Raw genomic sequence first — 19,347 nt, 5'->3', positions numbered from 1 at the left:
GATTCACGCCGGAGCAGCGGGCGTCGTTTGCTGCGTCCGTTTTCGCTGTTCCGCAGCGGCTTTGAACCGGTCAAAATCGGCGCGCGCCAGTCGCACCGTGCCAATGAGCGGTTTGCGTTTGCCCATGCCGTGACAATCCGAACCGCCGGTGACCAACAAATGATACCGTTGCGCCAGCCCCAGATAGCGTTGGGCGACGGGGGCGGAATGTTTCGTGTGGAAACACTCGATCCCGTCCAGTCCGGCGCTGACCAGTTCCGGGATGAGTTCGTCCGCCTTGTTCAATCCCGGATGCGCCAGCACCACCAGCCCGCCCGCTTGTCGGACCAGTTGGATCACCGTCAACACGTCCATCCTGGCTTTCGGCACCCAGGCCGGGCGGCCCTTTTTAAGGTAGCGCTCGAACGCTTCGTCCAACGTGTGACAAAATTCCCGCTGCACCAACGCGCGCGCGACGTGCGGCCGGCCGGGCGATTTGCAATTGGCCAGCGCGAACACCTCTTCCACTGGCAGCGGCACCCCGAGTTCGTTCAAGTGCGCCACCATTTTCCGGATCCGTTCCTGGCGCACCTGTTGAAACTTGTTGATTTCATCGCGCAACGCCGGATTGGTGGGATCAATGAAATAGGCCAGCAGGTGCAGCTCGTGATCCGCATGCTCGGCGGTTAATTCCGTGCCGATGACAAATTCAATGCCCGCCGCCGCACATTCAGCCGCCGCGACGGCGCAACCCTCCACCGTGTCGTGATCCGTCAGCGCGATGGCCCCCAACCCCTGACGTTGAGCGCGACGCACAATTTCCTCGGGCGTAAAAGTGCCGTCGGAGTAACACGAATGGAGGTGAAGGTCCGCGTACATCTCGATCAAAAATTAAAGTGTGAAAATCGGTTGCCCGGCGGCGGTTGGTCGTCCAACCGTTCCGGCATCGAAGTTCGGTAAACGCTCATTTCGGCTCGTGCGCCGGACGCAACACCTCGGCGCGAACGCGATCCAGAATGCCGTTCACGAATTTCCCGCTGTCCTCGGTGGAGAATTTTTTCGCGATGTCCACCGCTTCGTTGATGCTGACCGCCGGCGGAATATCGCGGCGATGCAGCATCTCATAAATCGCCAGACGCAGAATGTTGCGGTCCACCGGCGCCAAGCGGCTGAAATTCCAGTTTTTCAGATGCTTTTGGATCTGCTCGTCAATCGCCTCCTGATGTTCAAGCGTGCCGCGAATCAACGGCTCGGCGAACAGGCGCGTTTCGGCTTCCGCCGCGGTGGGCGGCGGCAGCTCCACTTGTTCGCCCCAGGTGGCCTTGCCCGCTTTGTCCTCGGCCAGCGCGGCGGCGCGTTGCGATTCCCAAAATTCATTCAACGCCGCCTCGAGATCTTCACGCGGGTTTAAATCGTTTTGAAACAGAAACTGAACGGCGCGTTCGCGCGCCTCACGGCGTTTGCCCATAAACACCATGATGTTGTCGAAAAATGCCGTCTCACGAAATGAAAAACTTTACCGCCCCGCTGCGCCCATTAAGCTCGCCGTCATGCTCAACTACATCTGGCTGGGGTTGATGGTGGCGGCGGTGGTGATCGGCGCCACGCACGACACGCTCGACGCCGTCGGCAAGGCGGCCTTTGAACGTGCTGAATTTGCCGTGATGCAATTGGCGCTGCCTTTGGCGGGCGTGATGGCGCTCTGGCTCGGCATCATGCGCCTGGCTGAAAAAGCGGGTTTGATCAGCGTTCTGGCCCGACTGTTACGGCCGCTCATGCGTCGCTTGTTTCCCGACGTGCCGCCCGAACATCCGGCCATGGGTTCGATGTTGATGAATATGGCCGCCAACATCCTCGGCCTCTCGAACGCCGCCACGCCCTTGGGCATCCGCGCGATGCAGGATCTGGAAACGCTGAATCGGCGCCCGGGTGTCGCCTCGAACGCCATGTGTACTTTTCTGGCCATCAACACTAGCTCCATTCAATTGATTCCCGCCACGGCCATCGCCGTGCTAGCGGTGGCGCACGCGACCAACGCCTTCGCCATTGTCAGCTCCAGCATCATGGCCACGTTCTGCTCCACCGTTGCCGGAATCACCGCGGTCAAATTGTTGGAAAAACTGCCCGGCTACCGGTTGCCGCCGTTGCCCAAAGTCACGCTGGCGGTCGAGACGCCAACGCAAAATCCGGAGGCCGCCGCCGGTACTGCGCCCGCGCCGGTCGTGCTGAGCAACCAGTTACTCACGCCGTTGAACTGGTTCAGTTGGCTGGTGTTGGTGGTGTTCGCCGGAGTTTTTATTTATGCGTTTTTGCGCCTGGGCTTTTCAGAAATGTTTGGCAAAGCGCCGTTGGCATCGCTGGCCGGGCAAAACTCTTTCCTGCGCAGCACCAACGCGATTTCGCTGCTCTCCATTCCGCTGTTGTTGTCGTTTTTTCCGTTGTACGCGGCGTTGCGCGGGGTGAACGTCTATGAAGAGTTTGTCGAAGGTGCGAAAGACGGCTTCAAAACCTCGGTGATGATCATGCCTTATCTGGTCGCTATTTTGGTCGCCATCGGCATGTTCCGCGAGGCGGGCGGCATCGAAATGCTGACCCTGGCCTTGAAGCCGGTATTGGATTTTGTCCACTTCCCGACCGAGCTGCTGCCCTTGTGCCTGGTACGCCCGCTCAGCGGCAGCGGCACGTTGGGACTGCTCTCCGACCTCGTGAAGGAATTCGGTCCCGACAGTTTGTTGGCGCGAACCGCCGGCACCATTTTCGGCAGCACGGAAACCACGTTCTATGTGATCGCCGTTTACTTCGGCGCGGTGGGCGTGAAACGCACCCGGCACGCCGTGCCCGCCGGATTGATCGCCGACGGCGTGGGAATGATTGCCGCCATCATCATTTGCCGTTTGATGTTCGCGTAAGGAAGCCAGCCCGCCCCGCAAACTGGCCGTTGGGTGATTTGCCGACGCTTATTTTTTAATCCGATCCAGCGACGGCACAAACTTATACGGCTCGATATCCGGCACAACCCGCACGGAAGTCGTGAATTTGAAGGCTTCCTCGCCTTCACTCGGGAAGGTCAGTTCCACAAAGAAAGCCGTCCAGCCTTGCGCCGGTTTTTCCACTTTGCCCACGAACACGCCGCCGCCCTGATCAGTAAGCGTCTGGCTTTCCCATTTTGGCCCGAAGGATTCGAGCCGGAAATCGCGCGCCGTGGGATTCGTTGCGCGCCACAGTCGCACGCGGGTCGGACGATCCTTCGCCGTCACCCGGATCGCATCTTCGCCTTCCTGCGTCCAGGTAAATTCAGGCAGGTGATATTGGTGAATCACCGCGTCGTAACAGGCCGCCAGCGTGGCGTAGGCGTCCGAACCGCGCAATGAATGATCCGCGTTGGGCACGTAACGCAGATATTTTACGCCGGGCAGATCGTTGAAATAAAATTTGGAGGAGTCCGGTAAAAAGAACTGATCGCCCGAACCGTTGATCATGAACTTGGGCATCGTGTAACGCGCCCGATAGGTGTATGGGTCTTCAATCCGCATCAAGGCTTCATTCTGCGGTGTGCCCATCCAATCCATAATGTTGAACTCGGTGTAATTGCCCACCGCCGGCGCCCAGAAGCCATACGAACCGTAATGATGTTTCATCGAAGCCTCGACGTTCAGGACGTCAATCACCACCGGTGCAATACCGATCACCCGCGGGTCCACCGCCGCCGTGGTCCAGGTGGTCCAACCCCGTTTGGACGCGCCCGAAACGAAGAATGCATCCACCTTCAACTGCCCGCCGGCGGCACTGCCGCAAAACGCCGTGACCGTGTCCATCGCGCGCACGGCGGCTTTGGTCATGGGCAGTCGCGCGGGCCACTTTTCGTCGCCGGTACGCAGGAATTTATCCCACGTGTAAGCGATCAAGGAATCCTCCTTGCGCCCCTGCGTTTCCCCGGCGAACACCAGCGGTTGGTTGGGCACCATTTTCAACTCCGTCACCACGGACTTGGTGAGCATGGCGATCTTCACCAGTTCCGGCGCGGCTTTCTTGGGTGGCTCGCCTCCGTTCGCGCCGCCGCTGATCAGCAACAACGATTTCGTCGAGGTGACCGTGTCTGGTTTCACCAGGATCAACCAATGCTTCCACAACGGCCGATCCACTTCCTGAGTCGTCAGCCACTGTTGTGAAGTCATCTCCAGCACATACGTCGTCCAGCCTTGTCCGGGGATGGTGTTGACCAGCGAGAAATTGTAATTTGAGTCCGGCGCGGCCACGTAGCGATCCAGCGCGGTGATCGGGCCTTTTTGTTGCGCCACACAACCGCCACCGAGCCAGCCGCCCAGGACGAACCAGCCCAGCAAAAACAAGCGGACGGTTTGACGTTGACGGCTGGAACCTCGCGTTGCACGCAACGCGCGACGTTTGCACCTGACGGATACGGATTGCATATTCGTGCAGCATAGAAGGACCACAATTTCATCGGCAAGCGGAATCAAAGAAAATCCAATCCGCCACTCGAAAACCGACCCGCCCTGGGATGGTGGAGCGGCCAACCTGACCGTTCTGACTGGTCACTGAGAGGAGCGCGTTCCACCGCGTCTCTGATGAGTTGATTACGACGTGAAAGTCGTCCCGCTCTGAGGAAGTGTCAGAGCTGGTAGCGCCCGTTACTTTTTGCGCAATACCGCCACGTAAGCGCCGTCGGTCCCATCGGTAAATGGCAGCAACTGGCGTTCGCGTTCCAATGTGAAATCGGAATGGGCCGCCAAAAAGTGTTGGACGACTTGCGCGTTTTCTTCCGGTTCAAGACTGCAGGTGCTGTACACCAGCAGCCCGCCGGATTGCAGATGCGGCGCGGCTTGTTTTAACAGCTTTTTCTGTTTATGGCTCAGACGGCTCAGTTCGGAAAGACGCACCCGCCAGCGCAAGTCCACGCGACGACGCAACACGCCGGTGTTGGAACAGGGCGCATCAATCAAGATGCGATCAAAAATCCGGGCTGGCGCTTCAAGAGCTTCCAGGGAGAGCGATTCAACACAGGTTATTCCGAGGCGCTGACAATTTTCCGCAACCAGTTTCAGGCGGGCGGGAACTTCATCGGTGGCAATAATTTTCCCCGTGTTATTCATCAACTGCGCGAGGTAGGTCGTCTTCCCGCCGGGCGCGGCGCAAAGGTCGAGAACGGTTTCGCCCGGTTGCGGCGCCAGTTCCTGCACGGCGAGCAGCGTGCTGGGGTCTTGAATGTAAAACCAACCTTTTTGAAAACTGCTGAGGGTTGGTAGCGGCGGGTGCGATTTGAGTTCAAAAACCAGATTCTCGCCGGTCCAGCTTCGGGTAAAAAAGTCATACGCCACGTTTTCATCCCGCCAGAGCGTTAATAAATCGTCAACGGTGGCGATCTTCTCCGGCACACCGCGTCGGATTTGTGCCGAATCCGGTGCGGCGCTGGGGCGATCAAAATTCAGTGTGTTGACGCGCGCATAGGTCTGCGGCGGCGTGTTATTGGATTCCAACAATCGGCGCGTGTTCTCCGCACCGAACGATTGCTCCCAACGACTGACGAGCCACTTGGGATGCGAGCACCCGATCGCCGGATCGTTCACCTTCAACTCAGCCAGACGGCGGCGGGTCGCCTCGGCTTCGCGCAAATAACCGCGCAAGACGGCGTTGATGAAACCGGCTTGTCGTCCGTATCCCTGATGTCGCGCCAGCTCCACGGTTTCGTGGACTGCCGCGTGATCCGGGATGCGTTCCAGCCAGAAAATTTGGTACAAACCGAGGCGTAGTAAATCCTGAAGTCCGGCCTTCTGCTGACGGTCCTGCGTCTTCCTCGCGATCAACCAGTCCAACGCCGACTGCCAGCGCACAACGCCAAAAACCAGTTCTTGCGTCAGCCCACGATCAGCCGGCGAAAGCTTTGCGCGAGAGAGGGCGCGGTCGAGCAATTTCTCCGTGTAATCGTCGCTGTGGTGGCGTTCGCCGAGGACGCGAACCGCAATTTCTCTTGGTTTTTGGCCAGTCACGGCTTTTAATGTTGGCGGGAAAACGGGACGGACGCGAGGAAGAATCGAACTATGAAAGAAGAATTTGAAAAGTTGGCCGCAGCGGGAAAAATCGAAGGGCGGCAGATTGAACCGTTGGTGCGGTTGACCAGCAGCGGATTTTGCGAGCATCGTAGTTGGGGCTTTGGCCGGATCAAGACCGTGGATACGGTTTTTGCGCGGTTCACCATTGACTTTGCGGGTAAGCCGGATCACGCGATGGACCTTTCCTTCGCCGCCGAGACGCTGAAGCCCATTCCCAAAGAGCACATCCTGGCCCGGAAATCCGTGGACCTTGAGGGATTACAAAAAACCGCCGCGCTGAATCACCTGGACTTGATCCGCATCGTGCTCAACAGCTACGACGGCAAGGCCACCCCGGCGCAAATTCAGCAGGTGCTCGTTCCCGACGTCATTCGCGATGATTGGAAGAAATGGTGGGAAACGGTGCGCGCGGAAATGAAGAAGGACGGTCATTTCATCGTGCCGACCAAGAAGAGCGAACCCATTGTCTATACCACGCAGGAAACCTCCTTGCAGGATCGGTTGCTGGCCAGTTTCCAGGCGGCCAAAGGGTTAAAGGCGCGTCTGGCCGCTGCGGCGGAGGTGGTGAAAAACGCCGCGGACCTGACCGATAAAGCCGCGGCCGCGAAAGAGATTGTGGCGGCGTTGAACGCGGAAATTCCGGCCCATTTGCGGACGCAAACGGCAGTCGCCCTGGAGGCTGTTTTTGTTCGCGACGACGTGGCGGCCATTGCCGATCTGCCACCCGCGGCGGACGAGATTACCGCCACGCAATTGTGGAACCAGGACGGGGTAAAATTTGGTGGCGTCATGGAAGCGATGCCGGCGGCCAAACACCGCCGGACGCTCGAGTCCTTCAAAGACGCGCAACCGGAACGCTGGGTTGAAACGCTGCTGACCGCTTTTAACATGGTTTCGGCGCGCTTGTGCAAAGAGTTCGCCAACATCCTGGCCCACAACGGCAAATTGCCGGACCTGAAGGAAGTGCTGGCGCGGCTCATCAGCCAGCACGCTGCCAGCAGCGAGCCGTTGCTCTGGCTCGGCAAGGAACGCAGCGATGATTACGCCGACATTCTCGGGCCGGAAGTTTTCCGTGCCATGCTGGCGGCCATTGAGCACGACCAATTTAACGAGAAACGCTCGAACCGCTTGCGCGATTTCATGTTGTCGGACCATGAGTTGATCGCGGATTTGACGGGCACCGCCGACATTGAAGTCGTGAAAGATTTGACCCGCGCCCTGCAATTTTCCCCGGCGTTCGAGGACATGGATAAACGCTCGCTGTTGGCGCGGATTGTCAAACGTCATCCATCCGTGCAATCGCTGATCACCGGCGAACCGGCGAACAAGCAGGAAGCGGTGCTTCACGTTTCGTGGGAGAGTCTGGAGCGACGCCGCGCGGAATACGCCGAGCTGGTGCAGAAGAAGATTCCAGCCAACTCCAAGGAAATTGCGGTGGCCCGCAGCTACGGTGACTTGCGCGAAAACCATGAGTACAAATCCGCCAAGGAAATGCAAAAAATCCTGATGCGGCGGAAAGGAGAACTCGAAGCTCAGTTGGCCCGCGCCCAAGGGACCGATTTCAACAACGCCCAAACAGATGTGGTGAACATCGGCACGGTCGTGCGCGTTACGGATCTAAACGCGCAGAACCTGGAAACATTCACGATCCTCGGGGCCTGGGATTTCGACGTGACCAAGAACATCATCAGCTATCTCACCCCGGTCGGGCAGGCTTTGCTGAATCGCAAGATTGGCGAGGAAACCGAGGTGGATGTGGACGGAGTGAAACACCGTTATCGCATCGAAAAGATTGACGCTTACAGCCCGCCAGCGGCTTCCGATGCTTCCTCCGAAGCAGCGGCATAATCAGCTAACCGGTAATCCATCTCTCTCGGAACCGCCGGTCCGCGCGCTTCCGGTGAATGTTCGCATTTCCGACGGAAGCGGCTCAGTGCGCCGAGGTCATCAACATGACCTGTTCGAGGGTGGAAGCTCCGTCGCGGGCACGATCCAGCGCCACCATGCGCAGTGTTTTCATACCCTGACTGATGGCGACCTTGCTGATCTCACGCGAATTGGCGCGGGCAATGATCAGTTTTCGAATCTCATCCGTCACCGTCATGGCTTCGATAATCGCCAGTCGCCCGGCGTAACCCGTATTTTTACACCGGTCACAGCCACGACCGCGATAGAGCGTAACGCCGTCGAACACACTGGGGTCCAGTTGCAAATCATCGAACATCTTGGTGGGGTAAGTCACCGGCTCCTTGCAATGCGGACAGATGCGGCGCAGCAACCGTTGCGCGCAGGACAAGATGACGGACGAAGAAATCAGGAACGGTGCGATGCCCATGTCGTCCAAACGCGCAATCGCGCCAGGCGCGTCGTTACAGTGCATCGTGGAGAGCACCTGGTGACCGGTGAGTGACGCCTCGATGGCAATTTCAGCGGTTTCCATGTCGCGGATTTCACCAATCATCACAATGTCCGGGTCCTGACGCAAAATGGAGCGCAGGGCGTTCGCAAAGGTAAGGCCGATTTCCTTTTTGACCGGGACCTGGTTGATGCCGGGAATCTGAAATTCCACCGGATCTTCCACCGTGACGATATTGAAAATGGGGCTGTTCAGTTCGTTCAACGCGGAGTAAAGCGTCGTTGTTTTGCCCGAGCCGGTCGGTCCGGTGACCAGGATCAAACCGTGCGGCGCATCCACCGCTTGTTTGAATTGGGTAAAGGTGTCGGGGTCCAGTCCCAACCGGTCGAGACTGGCGGAAAGATTGCCTTTGTCGAGCACGCGCAACACGATCTTCTCGCCATGCACGGTGGGCATGATGGAAACGCGCAAATCATAATCCTTGCCGCCGACTCGCACCCGCATGCGTCCGTCCTGGGGCAACCGCCGCTCGGCGATGTCCAGACTCGCCATGATTTTGAAGCGCGACGCAAGCGCCAATTGCATGCTCTTGGGCGGCGGCGTGGCGTCCACCAATGATCCGTCAATACGGTAGCGCAGGCGCAACACCCGCTCGAACGGTTCAATATGAATATCACTGGCGCGATCCTTGATGGCCTGCATCACGATGATGTTGGCCAGCTTGATGACCGGAGCTTCCTCACTGGAAGCCGCCAGTTGGTCGAGATTCACCTCTTCGACCGACTCTTTAACCGTCTCGAATTCCCCATCCCCGTCCACGCCCTGATTCGCGGCGTCTTGGAGAATCTCCTCCATGCTGCCGCTCTTGGCGGTGTCCAACAGGTTGAATTTGTCCGCAATCGCCTTGTCGGAGGCGATCAGCGGGAAAACTTCCAGCTTGGTGATGCGCTTGACGTCGTCAATGGCCAGGACGTTCAACGGATCGGCCATCGCGAGGAACAACTTGTTGTCCACGCGCGAAACCGGCAGCACGCGATGGTTATGCGCAACTTCACGCGGCAGCAAATCGGCAACTTCCACCGGAACTGAAATCCGCGCCAGATTGATGGGCGGCACGTTCAGCACCCGGCCCATGGAAACGGTCAGGTCCTGCTCGCTGACGTAGGCTTTCTCGGTGACGAGTTTGACGAAGCGCGCGCCCTCGGTCTTCTGTTGTTCCAACAGTTCTTCCACCTGCTGGCTCGACAACAAACCGTCCTCGACCAGCGCGTCGGCGATTCGCTCACCAAAAGTTTTTATGGGACGCATGATTAACGGAAAATTTTCTGCAGGTTCTTCACGATTTCAGCCGGCGACGCCAGGTACCACAACAACCGGTCAGAGGTGGCGGCTTGCAGTTCCTTGATCACCTGCTGATTAAACGGGTTCGTGGTGGCAATGAGCACGGATTTGCTCATGCGATCAAACGGCAGGACGCACCAGCGCCGACAGCTCGCGGCGGGAAAGGTGCGCGCCAGCTCGAAATCCACTTCATAACGCTCCAACGGCAGACAGGGCAGGCGCGACCGGTCGCTGATCAATTTCAGCGCGGTTTCGGTGGCGACCAGTCCCTTGTCGGCGACGGTTCGCAGGAATGAATCGCAAACCTCGGTGGGCGGCGTGGTTAAATCCAAACTAGGCCAGCACGCGTCGAAGTCTGACTCCGCCATGAGTTTGCTTTTGACGAAAATTTTGTGCATCGGCTTGCGGCCATCCTCCAACACTCCGGAGAAGGTCCCCGTCGCGGGCTGCGCCAGATCGCCGCCCTCGGTTGGGCGGCGGAACATGGCGGTTTCCTCGCCGTAGGTGATGCTGGTGGAAGATTTGGCTTCGATTTCCCGGAGCGCTTTTTGCGCTTCGGGATCGTTGGGATGCTGCTGTAAAATCGTCTCGTATTCGAGGATCGCCGAGGAAAACTGTCCCGTTTGGACGTACGCTTGGGCGATGCGTTTGGCGGTGCTGATGACCTCGGCTTCGCGGCCCAACTTGCTGTAAGCCTCCTTGAGAATCTCCAACGATTGATAGTCATTGGGCTGCGATTGAGTGATGACCTCAAACATCTCAATCGTCTGGGCAAATTGGGCTTCTTCGCTCTGCGTTAACGTCGTGGCCATTGCGTTCAAATTTGTCGGACATGATTTGCTGTTTGGTACGACTTCATGCCGGGCGACTCGGTAAAAGCAATCTGCTGGCCAAGGCGTGATCCCAAAGAAAATTGCGAAGATTCAACCGATTTTTTCTCCGATCCAGAGACACCGTGTCTTGTTCTGGCACGAATTTGCATCGGTAAACCGAGCCGGACCGTGCGAATTTTCCTACCCTTCGGCAAATTTTTCACCATGCTGTCTCGCATGAAATTTGTCCTGCTCCTGGGTTTGGGTCTGATCTCGTTCCGCCTGGTCGCGGATGAATTAACGCCGGCAACCTACGCCGCGCAGGGGAAATTAATCCTGACGCATTTCGACTCCGCGCCCTTTCCTCATCCCAGCCGGGAAGCGGGACATGAATATCAAGGCCGACTTTATTCGGCGGCGGAGCATTACCAGGACAACACCGTGGCGCTTTTCATTCCGAAAACCTTTCGCGCCACTGACCAGGTGGATTTTGTCGTCCACTTTCACGGTTGGCGGGGCAAGGTGGCGGGCGTATTGGCGCATTACCAATTGATTGAGCAACTGGTGGCCAGCGGACGCAACGCCATCCTCATCATACCTCAAGGGCCAACTGACGCGCCGGATTCGGCCGGCGGCAAACTGGAGGAGGATGGTGGCTTTCGCCGGTTCATGACCGAAGCAATGTCGGTGTTGCGAACGAACAAAATCGTCGGCCCCAACGCGACCTGGCGCACCATCGTGCTCTCCGGTCACAGTGGCGCCTATCAGGTCCTGTCGTCCATCGTGACGCAGGGCGGTTTGAACGAAGCGGTGAAGGAGGCCTGGTTGTTTGATGCGCTCTACGCGCAGACTCCGCGATTTCTGCACTGGGCGGAACGAACCGGCGGACGGCTCGCCATTATTTATACCGAAGACGGCGGCACGAAAAAGCGTTCGGAAGAATTGATGGAAACCTTGCGCCGGCAAAAAATTTCCTTCCTGCTCACTCCCGACACAAGCGCCACCGCGGCGCAACTTCGTACGAACCAATTTATCTTCCTCACCACCGACCTCGGCCACACCGAGGTCCTGGCCAAACACAAAACCTTCCAGCTATTTCTCGAGAGCAGTCAACTCGACGTGGCGACCAACGCGCCGCCCCCCCAACCTTGAACCGTCGCCAGCGTCCGCTTGAAAGTGGCATGGAGAAATCGTTAGAGTCGTCGCATGTCAGCCGACACCCGCAAGTTTAACAAAGCCCCGCGCCTCCTGATCGTGGATGACGACGCCGGGCAGCGCAGCCTGTTGAGTTCGTTTTTGCAATCGCAAGGCTACGACACGGTGGCGGTGGATTCCGGCGAACGCGCGTTGACCACGCTGCGCGAAGCGGAATTCAGCATGATGATTTCGGACGTGCGCATGCCGGGCATTTCCGGACTGGAAACCTTGCGCCGCGCGCGGGAGCAGAACACCGCGCTTCCGGTGTTGTTGGTCACGGCGTACACGGACATTCGCGACGCCGTCGGGGCCATGCGCGATGGCGCGGTGAACTACCTCGCCAAACCGATTGATCTGGATGAGCTGCTCGCCATCATTCAAAAGGTAACGGGAACCGCCAAGCCAACCGCACCCACCGTTGCACTGCCGCCGCTGCCCGGCGGCATCCTCGCGCAAAGTCCGCTGATGCAGGCGGTGTTCCGCGATGCGGCGCTCGTGGCTCCGTCCGACACGCGCATCCTGATCACGGGTGAAAGCGGAGTGGGCAAAGAAGTCGTGGCGGACGTCATTCACACCTGGAGCCGTCGGGCGTCTGGACCTTTGATCAAAGTGAACTGCGCCGCCATCCCGGAAAATCTGTTGGAATCCGAATTGTTCGGTCACGAAAAGGGCGCTTTTACCAGCGCCATTGCCCAGCGCATTGGGCGGTTTGAAGAAGCGCATGACGGCACCATTTTCCTCGATGAAATTGGGGACATGACCGCGCCCCTGCAGGCCAAGCTGCTGCGCGTCACTCAAAATGGCAGTTTTAGTCGGGTCGGCTCCAACCGCGAATGGCAGACGAACGCGCGCATCCTGGCGGCCACCAACAAAAATCTCGAAGAACGGGTGCGCAGCGGCGCGTTCCGCGAAGACTTGTTTTATCGGCTTAATGTCGTGGAATTGAACGTGCCACCGCTGCGGGAGCGTCCCGAGGATATCCTGCCGTTGGCGGCTCATTTCATTGCGGAATTTACCCAGGGCCGGGCGCGCTTTGCGGCGGCGGTAACCGAAGGTCTCGCCCGATACTCCTGGCCGGGCAATGTGCGCGAGTTGCGTAATGCCATGGAGCGGGCGGCGTTGTTGTCGCGCGGGGAAATGATCCTGCCCGAACACCTTCCGGCTCGAGTCCGCGCCGCAGTCGAACAAGCCGCGCCAACCACGCTGCCGGATGCGCAGCGTTTGGAGGAAATCGAGCGTCACGCCATTTTTCAGGCTCTGCGCGAACACCAAGGGAATCGCACCGAAACCGCGCGCGCGTTGGGCATCAGCCGCCGCGCGTTGTTGTACAAATTGCAACGCTTCCGCGAGCAAGGCTTCGAAGTTTAGGTTTCCGCTACCGATGAAGCGCATGACAAAAAATTATTTGATTACGGGCGGCCTGATTTTCTTTTAAGCTCAACGACCTTGAGCGCGTTGCCGCCGACTCAACCCGGTTGACGCAGACGCAATATCCGACGAATGCAGATGGCGAAAAACATCGTTTATTTCGATCTTGAAACGCAAAAATCCGCCGAGGAAGTGGGCGGCTGGAACAATGTTAATCGCATGGGGCTGAGCGTGGGCGTGACCTACAGCACGGCCCGTGGCGACTACAAGATTTATGGCGAGAAGCAGGTCAACGCCCTGCTGACGGAATTGCAACGCGCCGACCTCGTCGTTGGTTTCAACATCCTGCGCTTCGATTACGAAGTGCTGCACGGTTACACTCCGTTTGATCTGACGCAATTGCCCACGCTCGACATGTTGGTGGATTTGCAGGCCGAGCTCCAACACCGGCTTTCGCTCGACTCCATTGCGACCGCGACTTTGGGGGTGGAAAAAACCGCCGAAGGCTTGCAGGCGATCGAGTGGTTCAAACAAGGCAAACTGTTGGAAATCGCGGAGTACTGCTGTTACGACGTAAAAATCACCCGGTTGGTGCATGAGTATGGCGCGACGCGCCGCCAGCTTTATTATCACAACCGCTTCGGGAAAAAACTTGTCGTCCCGGTGAAATGGGGCAATTAAACGGACGGTGATGAAACTCAATTGACAGCCCCGGATAATGTTCAATCTTGAATTTGCGCATGCCACTTTATGAATACGAATTGTGTGAAGGCGACTGCAAGGTGTGCGGGGGCCGATTCACACTGAACCGCCCGCTATCCGCGAAACCGTTGACACATTGCCCGGCCTGCAAGCGGCCCGTGCGCAAGGTTCTTTCCAACTTCAACACGCCGCACAAGTTGAAGCCCCTTTCCGTCACCGACGCGAAAAAAGCCGGATTTACAGTCCTCAAGCGGGTAAACAAGGGGGAATATGAGCGCCAATAAAACTCGGGCGGTCCTGGAAATCGGGCTTTACAAGTTTGGCGCGAGCGGTACTCTGCGTCTCAGAACTATCTCTGTTATGATTAAAAGATTTTCCATTCTTGGCGGAATCGCGGTGGTAGCCACCCTGATGACGGGTTGCACGGGACCGGAGAACAAACTCGGCCGCGGCATCAACAATTTCTACGAACCCGTTCGTTTGGCGGAATGGCGCCGCAGCGTGGAACAAACCTCGTTCGCGATGCCGGAAGAACGCAATTACAACACCGGCGTCATCAAAGGCTTCAATAAGACCATGGCGCGGGCGGGCGTCGGGCTGTATGAAATCATCACCTTTCCGTTTCCGCCCTATGATCCGGTGTTCACCGATTATCTGGCCCCGACCCCGCAATATCCGGACAGCTACCGGCCGGGGGTCATTTCCGATTCTGTTTTTGCGACGGATACGGACATTGGCTTTGGCGGCGGGGATATCGCGCCCTTTCTGCCCGGCAGCCGATTCCGCATTTTCGACAATTAAGTGTTGAAGCCCATCAGTTTTCATCCACGCGTCAACCTTGGTTGGCGCGTTTTTTCTGCGGTCGAACGGCGCGGACTTTGACCCGGGCGAGCCTTTGATGCAAACCTTGGAAAAGCAATCTCCCGGCAAAGTCAACCTGTTGCTGAACCTGCTCGGCAAACGCCCGGATGGTTTTCACGAACTGGAAACCATTTTCCATCCCCTCCGGTGCTTTGACGAACTGGCCTTTTCCCGTGGCGGCGTTGGCGTGCAACTCACCTGTAATCGGACGGATTTGCCCACCGACAGCCGCAATCTGGTTCATCGCGCCGCCACTGCATTTTTTCAGGCCGCACGGATTTCCGACGGCGTGCGCATCCATTTGACAAAGCATTTGCCGTTGGCCGCAGGATTAGGCGGCGGCAGTAGCAACGCCGCCATCACCCTGCTGGGGCTGAATGAATTGTTTGATCACCCACTGACCTCCAGCCAACTGCATGCGCTGGCTGCTGCCTTGGGATCGGATGTGAATTTCTTTCTGCAAAATCAACCCGCGTTGGCAACCGGGCGCGGAGAAAAAATCGAACCGCTGCATGAATTTCCAGCCTTACGGAACGCGGCTTTTTTTCTGGTACATCCGGGCTTTGGCGTTTCTACAGCTTGGGCCTACCAAGCGCTGGCACGATTTCCAACGGCGCGAAATGGAATACCGGGGCGCGCCCAGCGCTTGATTACTTTGCTACAGACGACCGACCTCGCGACTGCGGGCCGGGCATTTTACAACTCGCTCGAAGCTCCGGTGTTGGAAAAATATCCCATCCTCGCGCTGTATCAGGAATTTTTGCGCACCCATGGCGCACCAGCCGCTTTGATGTCTGGCAGCGGCTCAACCACCTTTGCGCTTTTCCCCGATTTGAACCGCGCCGAAGCAATGCTGGAAACATTCCCGGCTCAATTCGGGCGCGCGGGTTGGATGGCAGCCATCCCGGTTTAACCGCCGTTCGTGGCGAAGCCGGGTGCCGTCTGGCGCGCATTCGTTGGCAAAGGCGGGACTGGTCTCGGTGGGAGCGGAAGCGCGGGCAGGGTTGCCGCCTTGCTGACCACCTCGCGCCAGGCCTGCCGCTCCGATGGTTTCATCTGCGCCCAGCGTTCGGCGTTTTTCAGAAAGATCTGGCGTTCGGCGGGACTCAACGAAGTCAGCACCGCCATTGATCGAAGGCAATGTGCGCGTTGCGCTGGCGTCAGCGCCTCGTAAGCCTGCAAAGTCTTTTCCATCTGCCGCTGCTCAGCGGTTGAGAGTGTCGTCCAGATGCGTTCCTTTTCCCGATCGCTGAGTTCGAACAACCGATTATAGCGCGCGATCAATTGCGATCGCACCGGATTGGGAGGGAAATCGGGGCGACTATTTGGGGCGAGGTATTCAGCGCCAACGGGATTTGTCAGCAACATTTGCTGCAGGTTGGCGGGCATGGCGTCCCACTGTTGTAATCGCACCGTGACCATGTTGCGCAAATCTTCGGGAAGACTCTGCAAATGCACCGTTCGGTTGGTTGCGGGCAGGCGGGCGAACAACTTGAAATACCATTGCAACTCCGTGACCTGCAGCCGCAAATCGCGCTCCTCCGGAGTGAGCGTTTGGTATTCTTGAATGCGCTCCAACAGCCGCTCCCGGACGTCCGGTGGCCGCGTGGCGAGTTGCGCTCTTCGATCCGCGGCGGGCATCACCAACAGCGCACGAAAAGATTCCACCGGCGAACGCGTGATGACCGTTGGCACCGGCGGTTGCAGCGCGGGGTTGTTGGTCTCGGCGCTAAACCCGTGCAGAACCGCCGCCAGTCCAATCCCCACCCAACTCAAAACGTGGCGAATATGTTTCATGGATGCAACGCCAGCAACTCGTCGCTTAGCGCGAGCAATTTCTCATCCGCCACCACTGCGAATGGGGGAAGCTGGCGGATGATCTCAAAATCCTCAATTACCACCGGATCCGTCAGCGACCGCACGTTGGCCACTTCGTGCGCGGCCCTCGCCAATTCTCGTTGTTTGCCGATTAAATGTTGCCGATACCCGATCAGACTCACCAACAGCACCCCACCGACAACGGCCATCCGAGGCAAAAACCTGCGCCACCAGGAAACCGGATTGATGTGAACGGAATGTTTCTCTGATTCAATCGCCCGCAACACTCGCGCGGTGAAATTGGACGATACCGTTGCCGGAGCGCGTTGGGTCAGCAGCTCACTCAACAAATTCTCCGTGGCCACGTCACTTTGCCTTTCAGGATGCGCTGTCAGCCACGCCTGCAGTTCGGCCCGCTCGCTCGCTGTCAACGGGCGTCGCCACACTGTTTCTTGAAACTGCCGCTGGATCGGATCGGACTTCATGACTCGATTCGTAAATTAAAAACCGGGCTTGCGCGAAAGTTGCTCATTTCATTTTCTCCCACGCACCAGTTTGCAGATAGGGCTTAAGTCGCGCCTTGAGCGTTTCCCGGGCGCGAAAAATCAATGATTTCGTCGCCGATAGTGAGCAGCCCAGCACGGCGGCAATTTCCTCGTAACTCAGCTCGTCCTGTTGACATAAAGCCAGGGCCGTTCGTTGATTTGCGGGCAAGGCGGCCACCGCTTCCTCCACTTTGCGTTCCAGTTCATGACGCAGCAACTGGTCGGAAACGCCTGACTGACGTTTGTCTTCGATTTGCATCGCCAGTTGTTCTCCGTCCGAGGTACGGGCTTGATCCAAGGAGTCTGCCGGATGCCGGGTGCGCCGCCGAATTTCATTCCAGCAAAGATTGCGCGCAATGGTGAACAACCAGGTGGAAAACTTGGCGGTCGCTTGATAACGCCCCGCCGACTTCCACACTTGCACGAAGACATTTTGCGCGAGGTCTTCGGCTTCAGTGGGATCGCCGAGGATGCGCCAGGCCAGATTCATGACGGGTTGCTTGTATTTCTCGATCAAAACGGTGAAGGCCGCCGTATCACCTTCTTTAACGCGCAGCATCAAAACAGCATCTGGATCCATTTCACCGGGCATGACCGTCGGTCAGCCTAGGAGAACACCTGATGCGGCTCAAGGTTGCGCCGAAATTTCCGCAATCGCTTTTTGGCAGTACCATTTTACCGCGTTGCTCATCGGAGGCTGCAATAACTCCAGGTCCGCCTCCGAACACCAGCGAATGTCGTGATGTTCCGCGGGGGCCAGCGTGGTAACGCCACTTTTGAGCCGCGCCCAATAAATCATGCCAATATGCTCGTGCGTGGCGTTGATCCGATGAATATCCAGATAGCGGGCATTGATGAGCGCACGCGTCCCCGGACCGGTGGTGGGCGGGCGCTCACCCAGTAATTCCACTTCCAAGCCGCTCTCTTCGCGCGCTTCGCGCCGCGCCGCCTGCTCGGGATCTTCATCCAGTTCAATATGTCCGCCCAACGGCAGCCACTGATTCAACTTGCGATGATGAACCACGAGCACTTTGTGGTCGTGAACCACAAAAATCGCCACGGTAAAATCAATCTTCTCGTGAAGGTGTGGCATGTAATTTATGGGTTTCCGCAACCACCAGCGCGACTGAATCTGAACATTCCGGTTGCGTGATTGGCGAGCATCCGAAGGAGCATTTAATAATCGTAAAGTCCGGGATCCTTCGTGTAAGCGCCACCACCACCGCCGCCCGGAGCGTCAGGCCCGCCCATGAAATCTTCCAGAATATCGCCCATGTCGGCTTCAATTTTTTCCGGGTCTTCACCGGCTTCCAGCCGTTTCAATACCACGTCCATTTCCTTCGGCACGGCGGCGGCGGGCATCAGCTCCTTCATCTTGCGCATCATGTGCGCCAGATGTTTCGGGTTATTTTCATCCAGATGCGCCATGTCGCGTTCCATCTCCATCATGGCGCGCTCCAGACGTGGGTCCTCCCAATTTGGCTCAGCCGAACCGTCGCCCGGTTCGCCGGAAACCGGCCCAGGTTCTCGCAATCCCTGCGTAAGGGCAAACCGGCTGATCTCCTTCTTCAATTTTTTGCAACCGCACTTCGGACAGACCGGTTGGCGCGTGGGATTCAACCGCTTCGACAGGAAGCTGTAGATCTTCCGGCATTGGGGACACGCAAATTCGTAAATCGGCATGGCGCGAGCATGACAGGTTCGCAAAGATTTTTCACGCCCGGATTTTGTCGAGATCAGCCGTGCTCCAAACCCGGTGACAAGTTTCACTTGAACGCGGTCACGCATCAGAAACCTTTCCAGCCAACACCGACGGCGAGGAGCAGGAAACTAGCCGCGCTGTAACGCAACCGTCCGCTCTGTAAAGCCAAGGCTATCGGTGAATTTGGCTTGCCACGTGCTTTCGTTAGCCACTGATGGCAGATGAACCGATACTGTGCTGGGGCAATTGTGGGACATATCTGATATTTCGCAGCAAAGACGGCGGGCAACACATCCCTTACGATGCGAAACAAATGAAACTTAACAACAGATTCGTCCGACATTCCTGCCATCGAAACAACCGGCCACCCATCTTTGAGGATGCGATGGTTAACTTCTCCGAACCCTTTAGGTGCGCCACCTTGAACCGGGACATATACGCCGTGCCCACCATCCGCGGAGTCGTATGGTTTGATTGTCTGCGCCCATGGAGCATTCATCAGTGTGAGGAGCATTCATGCAAATCGGATTTGCCGGGAATGCGGAATTTTGCCGAGGGCGACCTGCTAAGGCGTGGCAAAGGCGATGGAAGTGAGCCA

General features: G+C 57.7%; 20 protein-coding genes. 8 read left to right on the top strand and 12 right to left on the bottom strand.

Going from position 1 to position 19,347, the window contains the following annotated elements; genetic code table 11:
- Positions 1 to 3 precede the first annotated feature (3 nt).
- Both M9920_08650 and nusB read right to left on the bottom strand, forming a co-directional pair.
- Positions 4 to 858: a PHP domain-containing protein gene (locus M9920_08650; protein ID MCO5052358.1), complete on the bottom strand. Its 855-nt coding sequence runs from the start codon at positions 856 to 858 to the stop codon at positions 4 to 6.
- A gap of 85 nt (positions 859 to 943) precedes the next feature.
- Positions 944 to 1,447: a transcription antitermination factor NusB gene (gene nusB, locus M9920_08645; GenBank protein MCO5052357.1), complete on the bottom strand. Its 504-nt coding sequence runs from the start codon at positions 1,445 to 1,447 to the stop codon at positions 944 to 946.
- A 7-nt stretch (positions 1,448 to 1,454) separates the two neighbouring features.
- Between nusB and M9920_08640 the strand changes: the two genes are divergently transcribed.
- Positions 1,455 to 2,888, top strand: a complete 1,434-nt coding sequence (locus M9920_08640) for a spore maturation protein (protein MCO5052356.1) — start codon at positions 1,455 to 1,457, stop codon at positions 2,886 to 2,888.
- Positions 2,889 to 2,936: 48 nt separating this feature from the next.
- On the opposite strand, the gene M9920_08635 is transcribed toward M9920_08640, so the two are convergent.
- Together M9920_08635 and rsmB are read right to left on the bottom strand one after the other, a co-directional pair.
- Positions 2,937 to 4,322 (bottom strand): PhoPQ-activated pathogenicity-related family protein, encoded by a 1,386-nt coding sequence (locus tag M9920_08635; protein ID MCO5052355.1) that lies wholly within the window; start codon positions 4,320 to 4,322, stop codon positions 2,937 to 2,939.
- A gap of 306 nt (positions 4,323 to 4,628) precedes the next feature.
- Positions 4,629 to 5,984 (bottom strand): 16S rRNA (cytosine(967)-C(5))-methyltransferase RsmB, encoded by a 1,356-nt coding sequence (gene rsmB, locus M9920_08630; GenBank protein MCO5052354.1) that lies wholly within the window; start codon positions 5,982 to 5,984, stop codon positions 4,629 to 4,631.
- A 51-nt stretch (positions 5,985 to 6,035) separates the two neighbouring features.
- Here rsmB and M9920_08625 point away from each other — a divergent pair, with 51 nt between their 5' ends.
- Positions 6,036 to 7,895, top strand: coding sequence for a GreA/GreB family elongation factor (locus M9920_08625; protein ID MCO5052353.1), 1,860 nt, complete (start codon positions 6,036 to 6,038; stop codon positions 7,893 to 7,895).
- 82 nt (positions 7,896 to 7,977) lie between these two features.
- Here the strand turns inward: M9920_08625 and tadA are convergent, their stop codons facing one another.
- Complete coding sequence (gene tadA, locus M9920_08620; GenBank protein ID MCO5052352.1) at positions 7,978 to 9,711, bottom strand: Flp pilus assembly complex ATPase component TadA; 1,734 nt, start codon at positions 9,709 to 9,711, stop codon at positions 7,978 to 7,980.
- A 2-nt stretch (positions 9,712 to 9,713) separates the two neighbouring features.
- Positions 9,714 to 10,556, bottom strand: a complete 843-nt coding sequence (locus M9920_08615; GenBank protein MCO5052351.1) for a tetratricopeptide repeat protein — start codon at positions 10,554 to 10,556, stop codon at positions 9,714 to 9,716.
- A gap of 225 nt (positions 10,557 to 10,781) precedes the next feature.
- Between M9920_08615 and M9920_08610 the strand changes: the two genes are divergently transcribed.
- From M9920_08610 to ispE, 6 genes are all read left to right on the top strand, one after another.
- Positions 10,782 to 11,708 carry a hypothetical protein gene (locus M9920_08610; GenBank protein MCO5052350.1) on the top strand — a complete coding sequence of 309 codons (927 nt, stop codon included), beginning with the start codon at positions 10,782 to 10,784 and terminating at the stop codon, positions 11,706 to 11,708.
- Positions 11,709 to 11,762: 54 nt separating this feature from the next.
- Positions 11,763 to 13,121, top strand: coding sequence for a sigma-54 dependent transcriptional regulator (locus tag M9920_08605; GenBank protein ID MCO5052349.1), 1,359 nt, complete (start codon positions 11,763 to 11,765; stop codon positions 13,119 to 13,121).
- A 132-nt stretch (positions 13,122 to 13,253) separates the two neighbouring features.
- Positions 13,254 to 13,802, top strand: a complete 549-nt coding sequence (locus M9920_08600) for a ribonuclease H-like domain-containing protein (GenBank protein ID MCO5052348.1) — start codon at positions 13,254 to 13,256, stop codon at positions 13,800 to 13,802.
- Between the two features lie 59 nt (positions 13,803 to 13,861).
- The gene (locus tag M9920_08595) at positions 13,862 to 14,107 is read left to right on the top strand and encodes a zinc ribbon domain-containing protein (protein MCO5052347.1); all 246 of its coding nucleotides are present in this window, start codon (positions 13,862 to 13,864) and stop codon (positions 14,105 to 14,107) included.
- A 76-nt stretch (positions 14,108 to 14,183) separates the two neighbouring features.
- Positions 14,184 to 14,624: an exosortase system-associated protein, TIGR04073 family gene (locus tag M9920_08590; GenBank protein ID MCO5052346.1), complete on the top strand. Its 441-nt coding sequence runs from the start codon at positions 14,184 to 14,186 to the stop codon at positions 14,622 to 14,624.
- 37 nt (positions 14,625 to 14,661) lie between these two features.
- Positions 14,662 to 15,597 carry a 4-(cytidine 5'-diphospho)-2-C-methyl-D-erythritol kinase gene (gene ispE, locus M9920_08585; GenBank protein MCO5052345.1) on the top strand — a complete coding sequence of 312 codons (936 nt, stop codon included), beginning with the start codon at positions 14,662 to 14,664 and terminating at the stop codon, positions 15,595 to 15,597.
- On the opposite strand, the gene M9920_08580 is transcribed toward ispE, so the two are convergent.
- From M9920_08580 to M9920_08555, 6 genes are all read right to left on the bottom strand, one after another.
- Positions 15,594 to 16,481 (bottom strand): DUF3106 domain-containing protein, encoded by an 888-nt coding sequence (locus tag M9920_08580; protein ID MCO5052344.1) that lies wholly within the window; start codon positions 16,479 to 16,481, stop codon positions 15,594 to 15,596. The genes ispE and M9920_08580 overlap by 4 nt on opposite strands.
- A complete protein-coding gene (locus tag M9920_08575; GenBank protein ID MCO5052343.1) occupies positions 16,478 to 16,987 on the bottom strand; it encodes a hypothetical protein in 510 nt (169 codons plus the stop codon). The genes M9920_08580 and M9920_08575 overlap by 4 nt, the downstream gene beginning before the upstream one ends.
- 43 nt (positions 16,988 to 17,030) lie before the next feature.
- Positions 17,031 to 17,606, bottom strand: coding sequence for a sigma-70 family RNA polymerase sigma factor (locus tag M9920_08570; GenBank protein MCO5052342.1), 576 nt, complete (start codon positions 17,604 to 17,606; stop codon positions 17,031 to 17,033).
- 69 nt (positions 17,607 to 17,675) lie between these two features.
- Positions 17,676 to 18,140 carry an NUDIX domain-containing protein gene (locus tag M9920_08565; GenBank protein ID MCO5052341.1) on the bottom strand — a complete coding sequence of 155 codons (465 nt, stop codon included), beginning with the start codon at positions 18,138 to 18,140 and terminating at the stop codon, positions 17,676 to 17,678.
- An 83-nt stretch (positions 18,141 to 18,223) separates the two neighbouring features.
- Positions 18,224 to 18,754, bottom strand: coding sequence for a zinc ribbon domain-containing protein (locus M9920_08560; protein ID MCO5052340.1), 531 nt, complete (start codon positions 18,752 to 18,754; stop codon positions 18,224 to 18,226).
- An 80-nt stretch (positions 18,755 to 18,834) separates the two neighbouring features.
- Entirely contained in the window at positions 18,835 to 19,263 is a 429-nt protein-coding gene (locus M9920_08555) for a hypothetical protein (GenBank protein ID MCO5052339.1), read from the bottom strand.
- Between the last annotated feature and the right edge of the window lie 84 nt (positions 19,264 to 19,347).

Source organism: Verrucomicrobiia bacterium, from assembly GCA_023953615.1.
Lineage (GTDB): Bacteria > Verrucomicrobiota > Verrucomicrobiia > Limisphaerales > JADLHS01 > JADLHS01.
Note: the sequence above shows the minus strand (reverse complement) of the source record. Positions and strands in the feature narration are given on the sequence as shown.

What these genes read in the sequence shown, in the direction of transcription:
- M9920_08600 (MCO5052348.1), top strand. Translation starts at nt 13,254, where the DNA reads ATGCAGATGGCGAAAAACATCGTTTATTTCGATCTTGAAACGCAAAAA.
- M9920_08555 (MCO5052339.1), bottom strand. Translation starts at nt 19,263, where the DNA reads ATGCTCCTCACACTGATGAATGCTCCATGGGCGCAGACAATCAAACCA.
- M9920_08615 (MCO5052351.1), bottom strand. Translation starts at nt 10,556, where the DNA reads ATGGCCACGACGTTAACGCAGAGCGAAGAAGCCCAATTTGCCCAGACG.
- M9920_08575 (MCO5052343.1), bottom strand. Translation starts at nt 16,987, where the DNA reads ATGAAGTCCGATCCGATCCAGCGGCAGTTTCAAGAAACAGTGTGGCGA.
- M9920_08640 (MCO5052356.1), top strand. Translation starts at nt 1,455, where the DNA reads ATGATGTTGTCGAAAAATGCCGTCTCACGAAATGAAAAACTTTACCGC.
- M9920_08650 (MCO5052358.1), bottom strand. Translation starts at nt 858, where the DNA reads ATGTACGCGGACCTTCACCTCCATTCGTGTTACTCCGACGGCACTTTT.
- M9920_08605 (MCO5052349.1), top strand. Translation starts at nt 11,763, where the DNA reads ATGTCAGCCGACACCCGCAAGTTTAACAAAGCCCCGCGCCTCCTGATC.
- M9920_08580 (MCO5052344.1), bottom strand. Translation starts at nt 16,481, where the DNA reads ATGAAACATATTCGCCACGTTTTGAGTTGGGTGGGGATTGGACTGGCG.
- M9920_08595 (MCO5052347.1), top strand. Translation starts at nt 13,862, where the DNA reads ATGCCACTTTATGAATACGAATTGTGTGAAGGCGACTGCAAGGTGTGC.
- M9920_08570 (MCO5052342.1), bottom strand. Translation starts at nt 17,606, where the DNA reads ATGCTGCGCGTTAAAGAAGGTGATACGGCGGCCTTCACCGTTTTGATC.
- nusB (MCO5052357.1), bottom strand. Translation starts at nt 1,447, where the DNA reads ATGGGCAAACGCCGTGAGGCGCGCGAACGCGCCGTTCAGTTTCTGTTT.
- M9920_08625 (MCO5052353.1), top strand. Translation starts at nt 6,036, where the DNA reads ATGAAAGAAGAATTTGAAAAGTTGGCCGCAGCGGGAAAAATCGAAGGG.
- tadA (MCO5052352.1), bottom strand. Translation starts at nt 9,711, where the DNA reads ATGCGTCCCATAAAAACTTTTGGTGAGCGAATCGCCGACGCGCTGGTC.
- M9920_08590 (MCO5052346.1), top strand. Translation starts at nt 14,184, where the DNA reads ATGATTAAAAGATTTTCCATTCTTGGCGGAATCGCGGTGGTAGCCACC.
- M9920_08565 (MCO5052341.1), bottom strand. Translation starts at nt 18,140, where the DNA reads ATGCCACACCTTCACGAGAAGATTGATTTTACCGTGGCGATTTTTGTG.
- M9920_08610 (MCO5052350.1), top strand. Translation starts at nt 10,782, where the DNA reads ATGCTGTCTCGCATGAAATTTGTCCTGCTCCTGGGTTTGGGTCTGATC.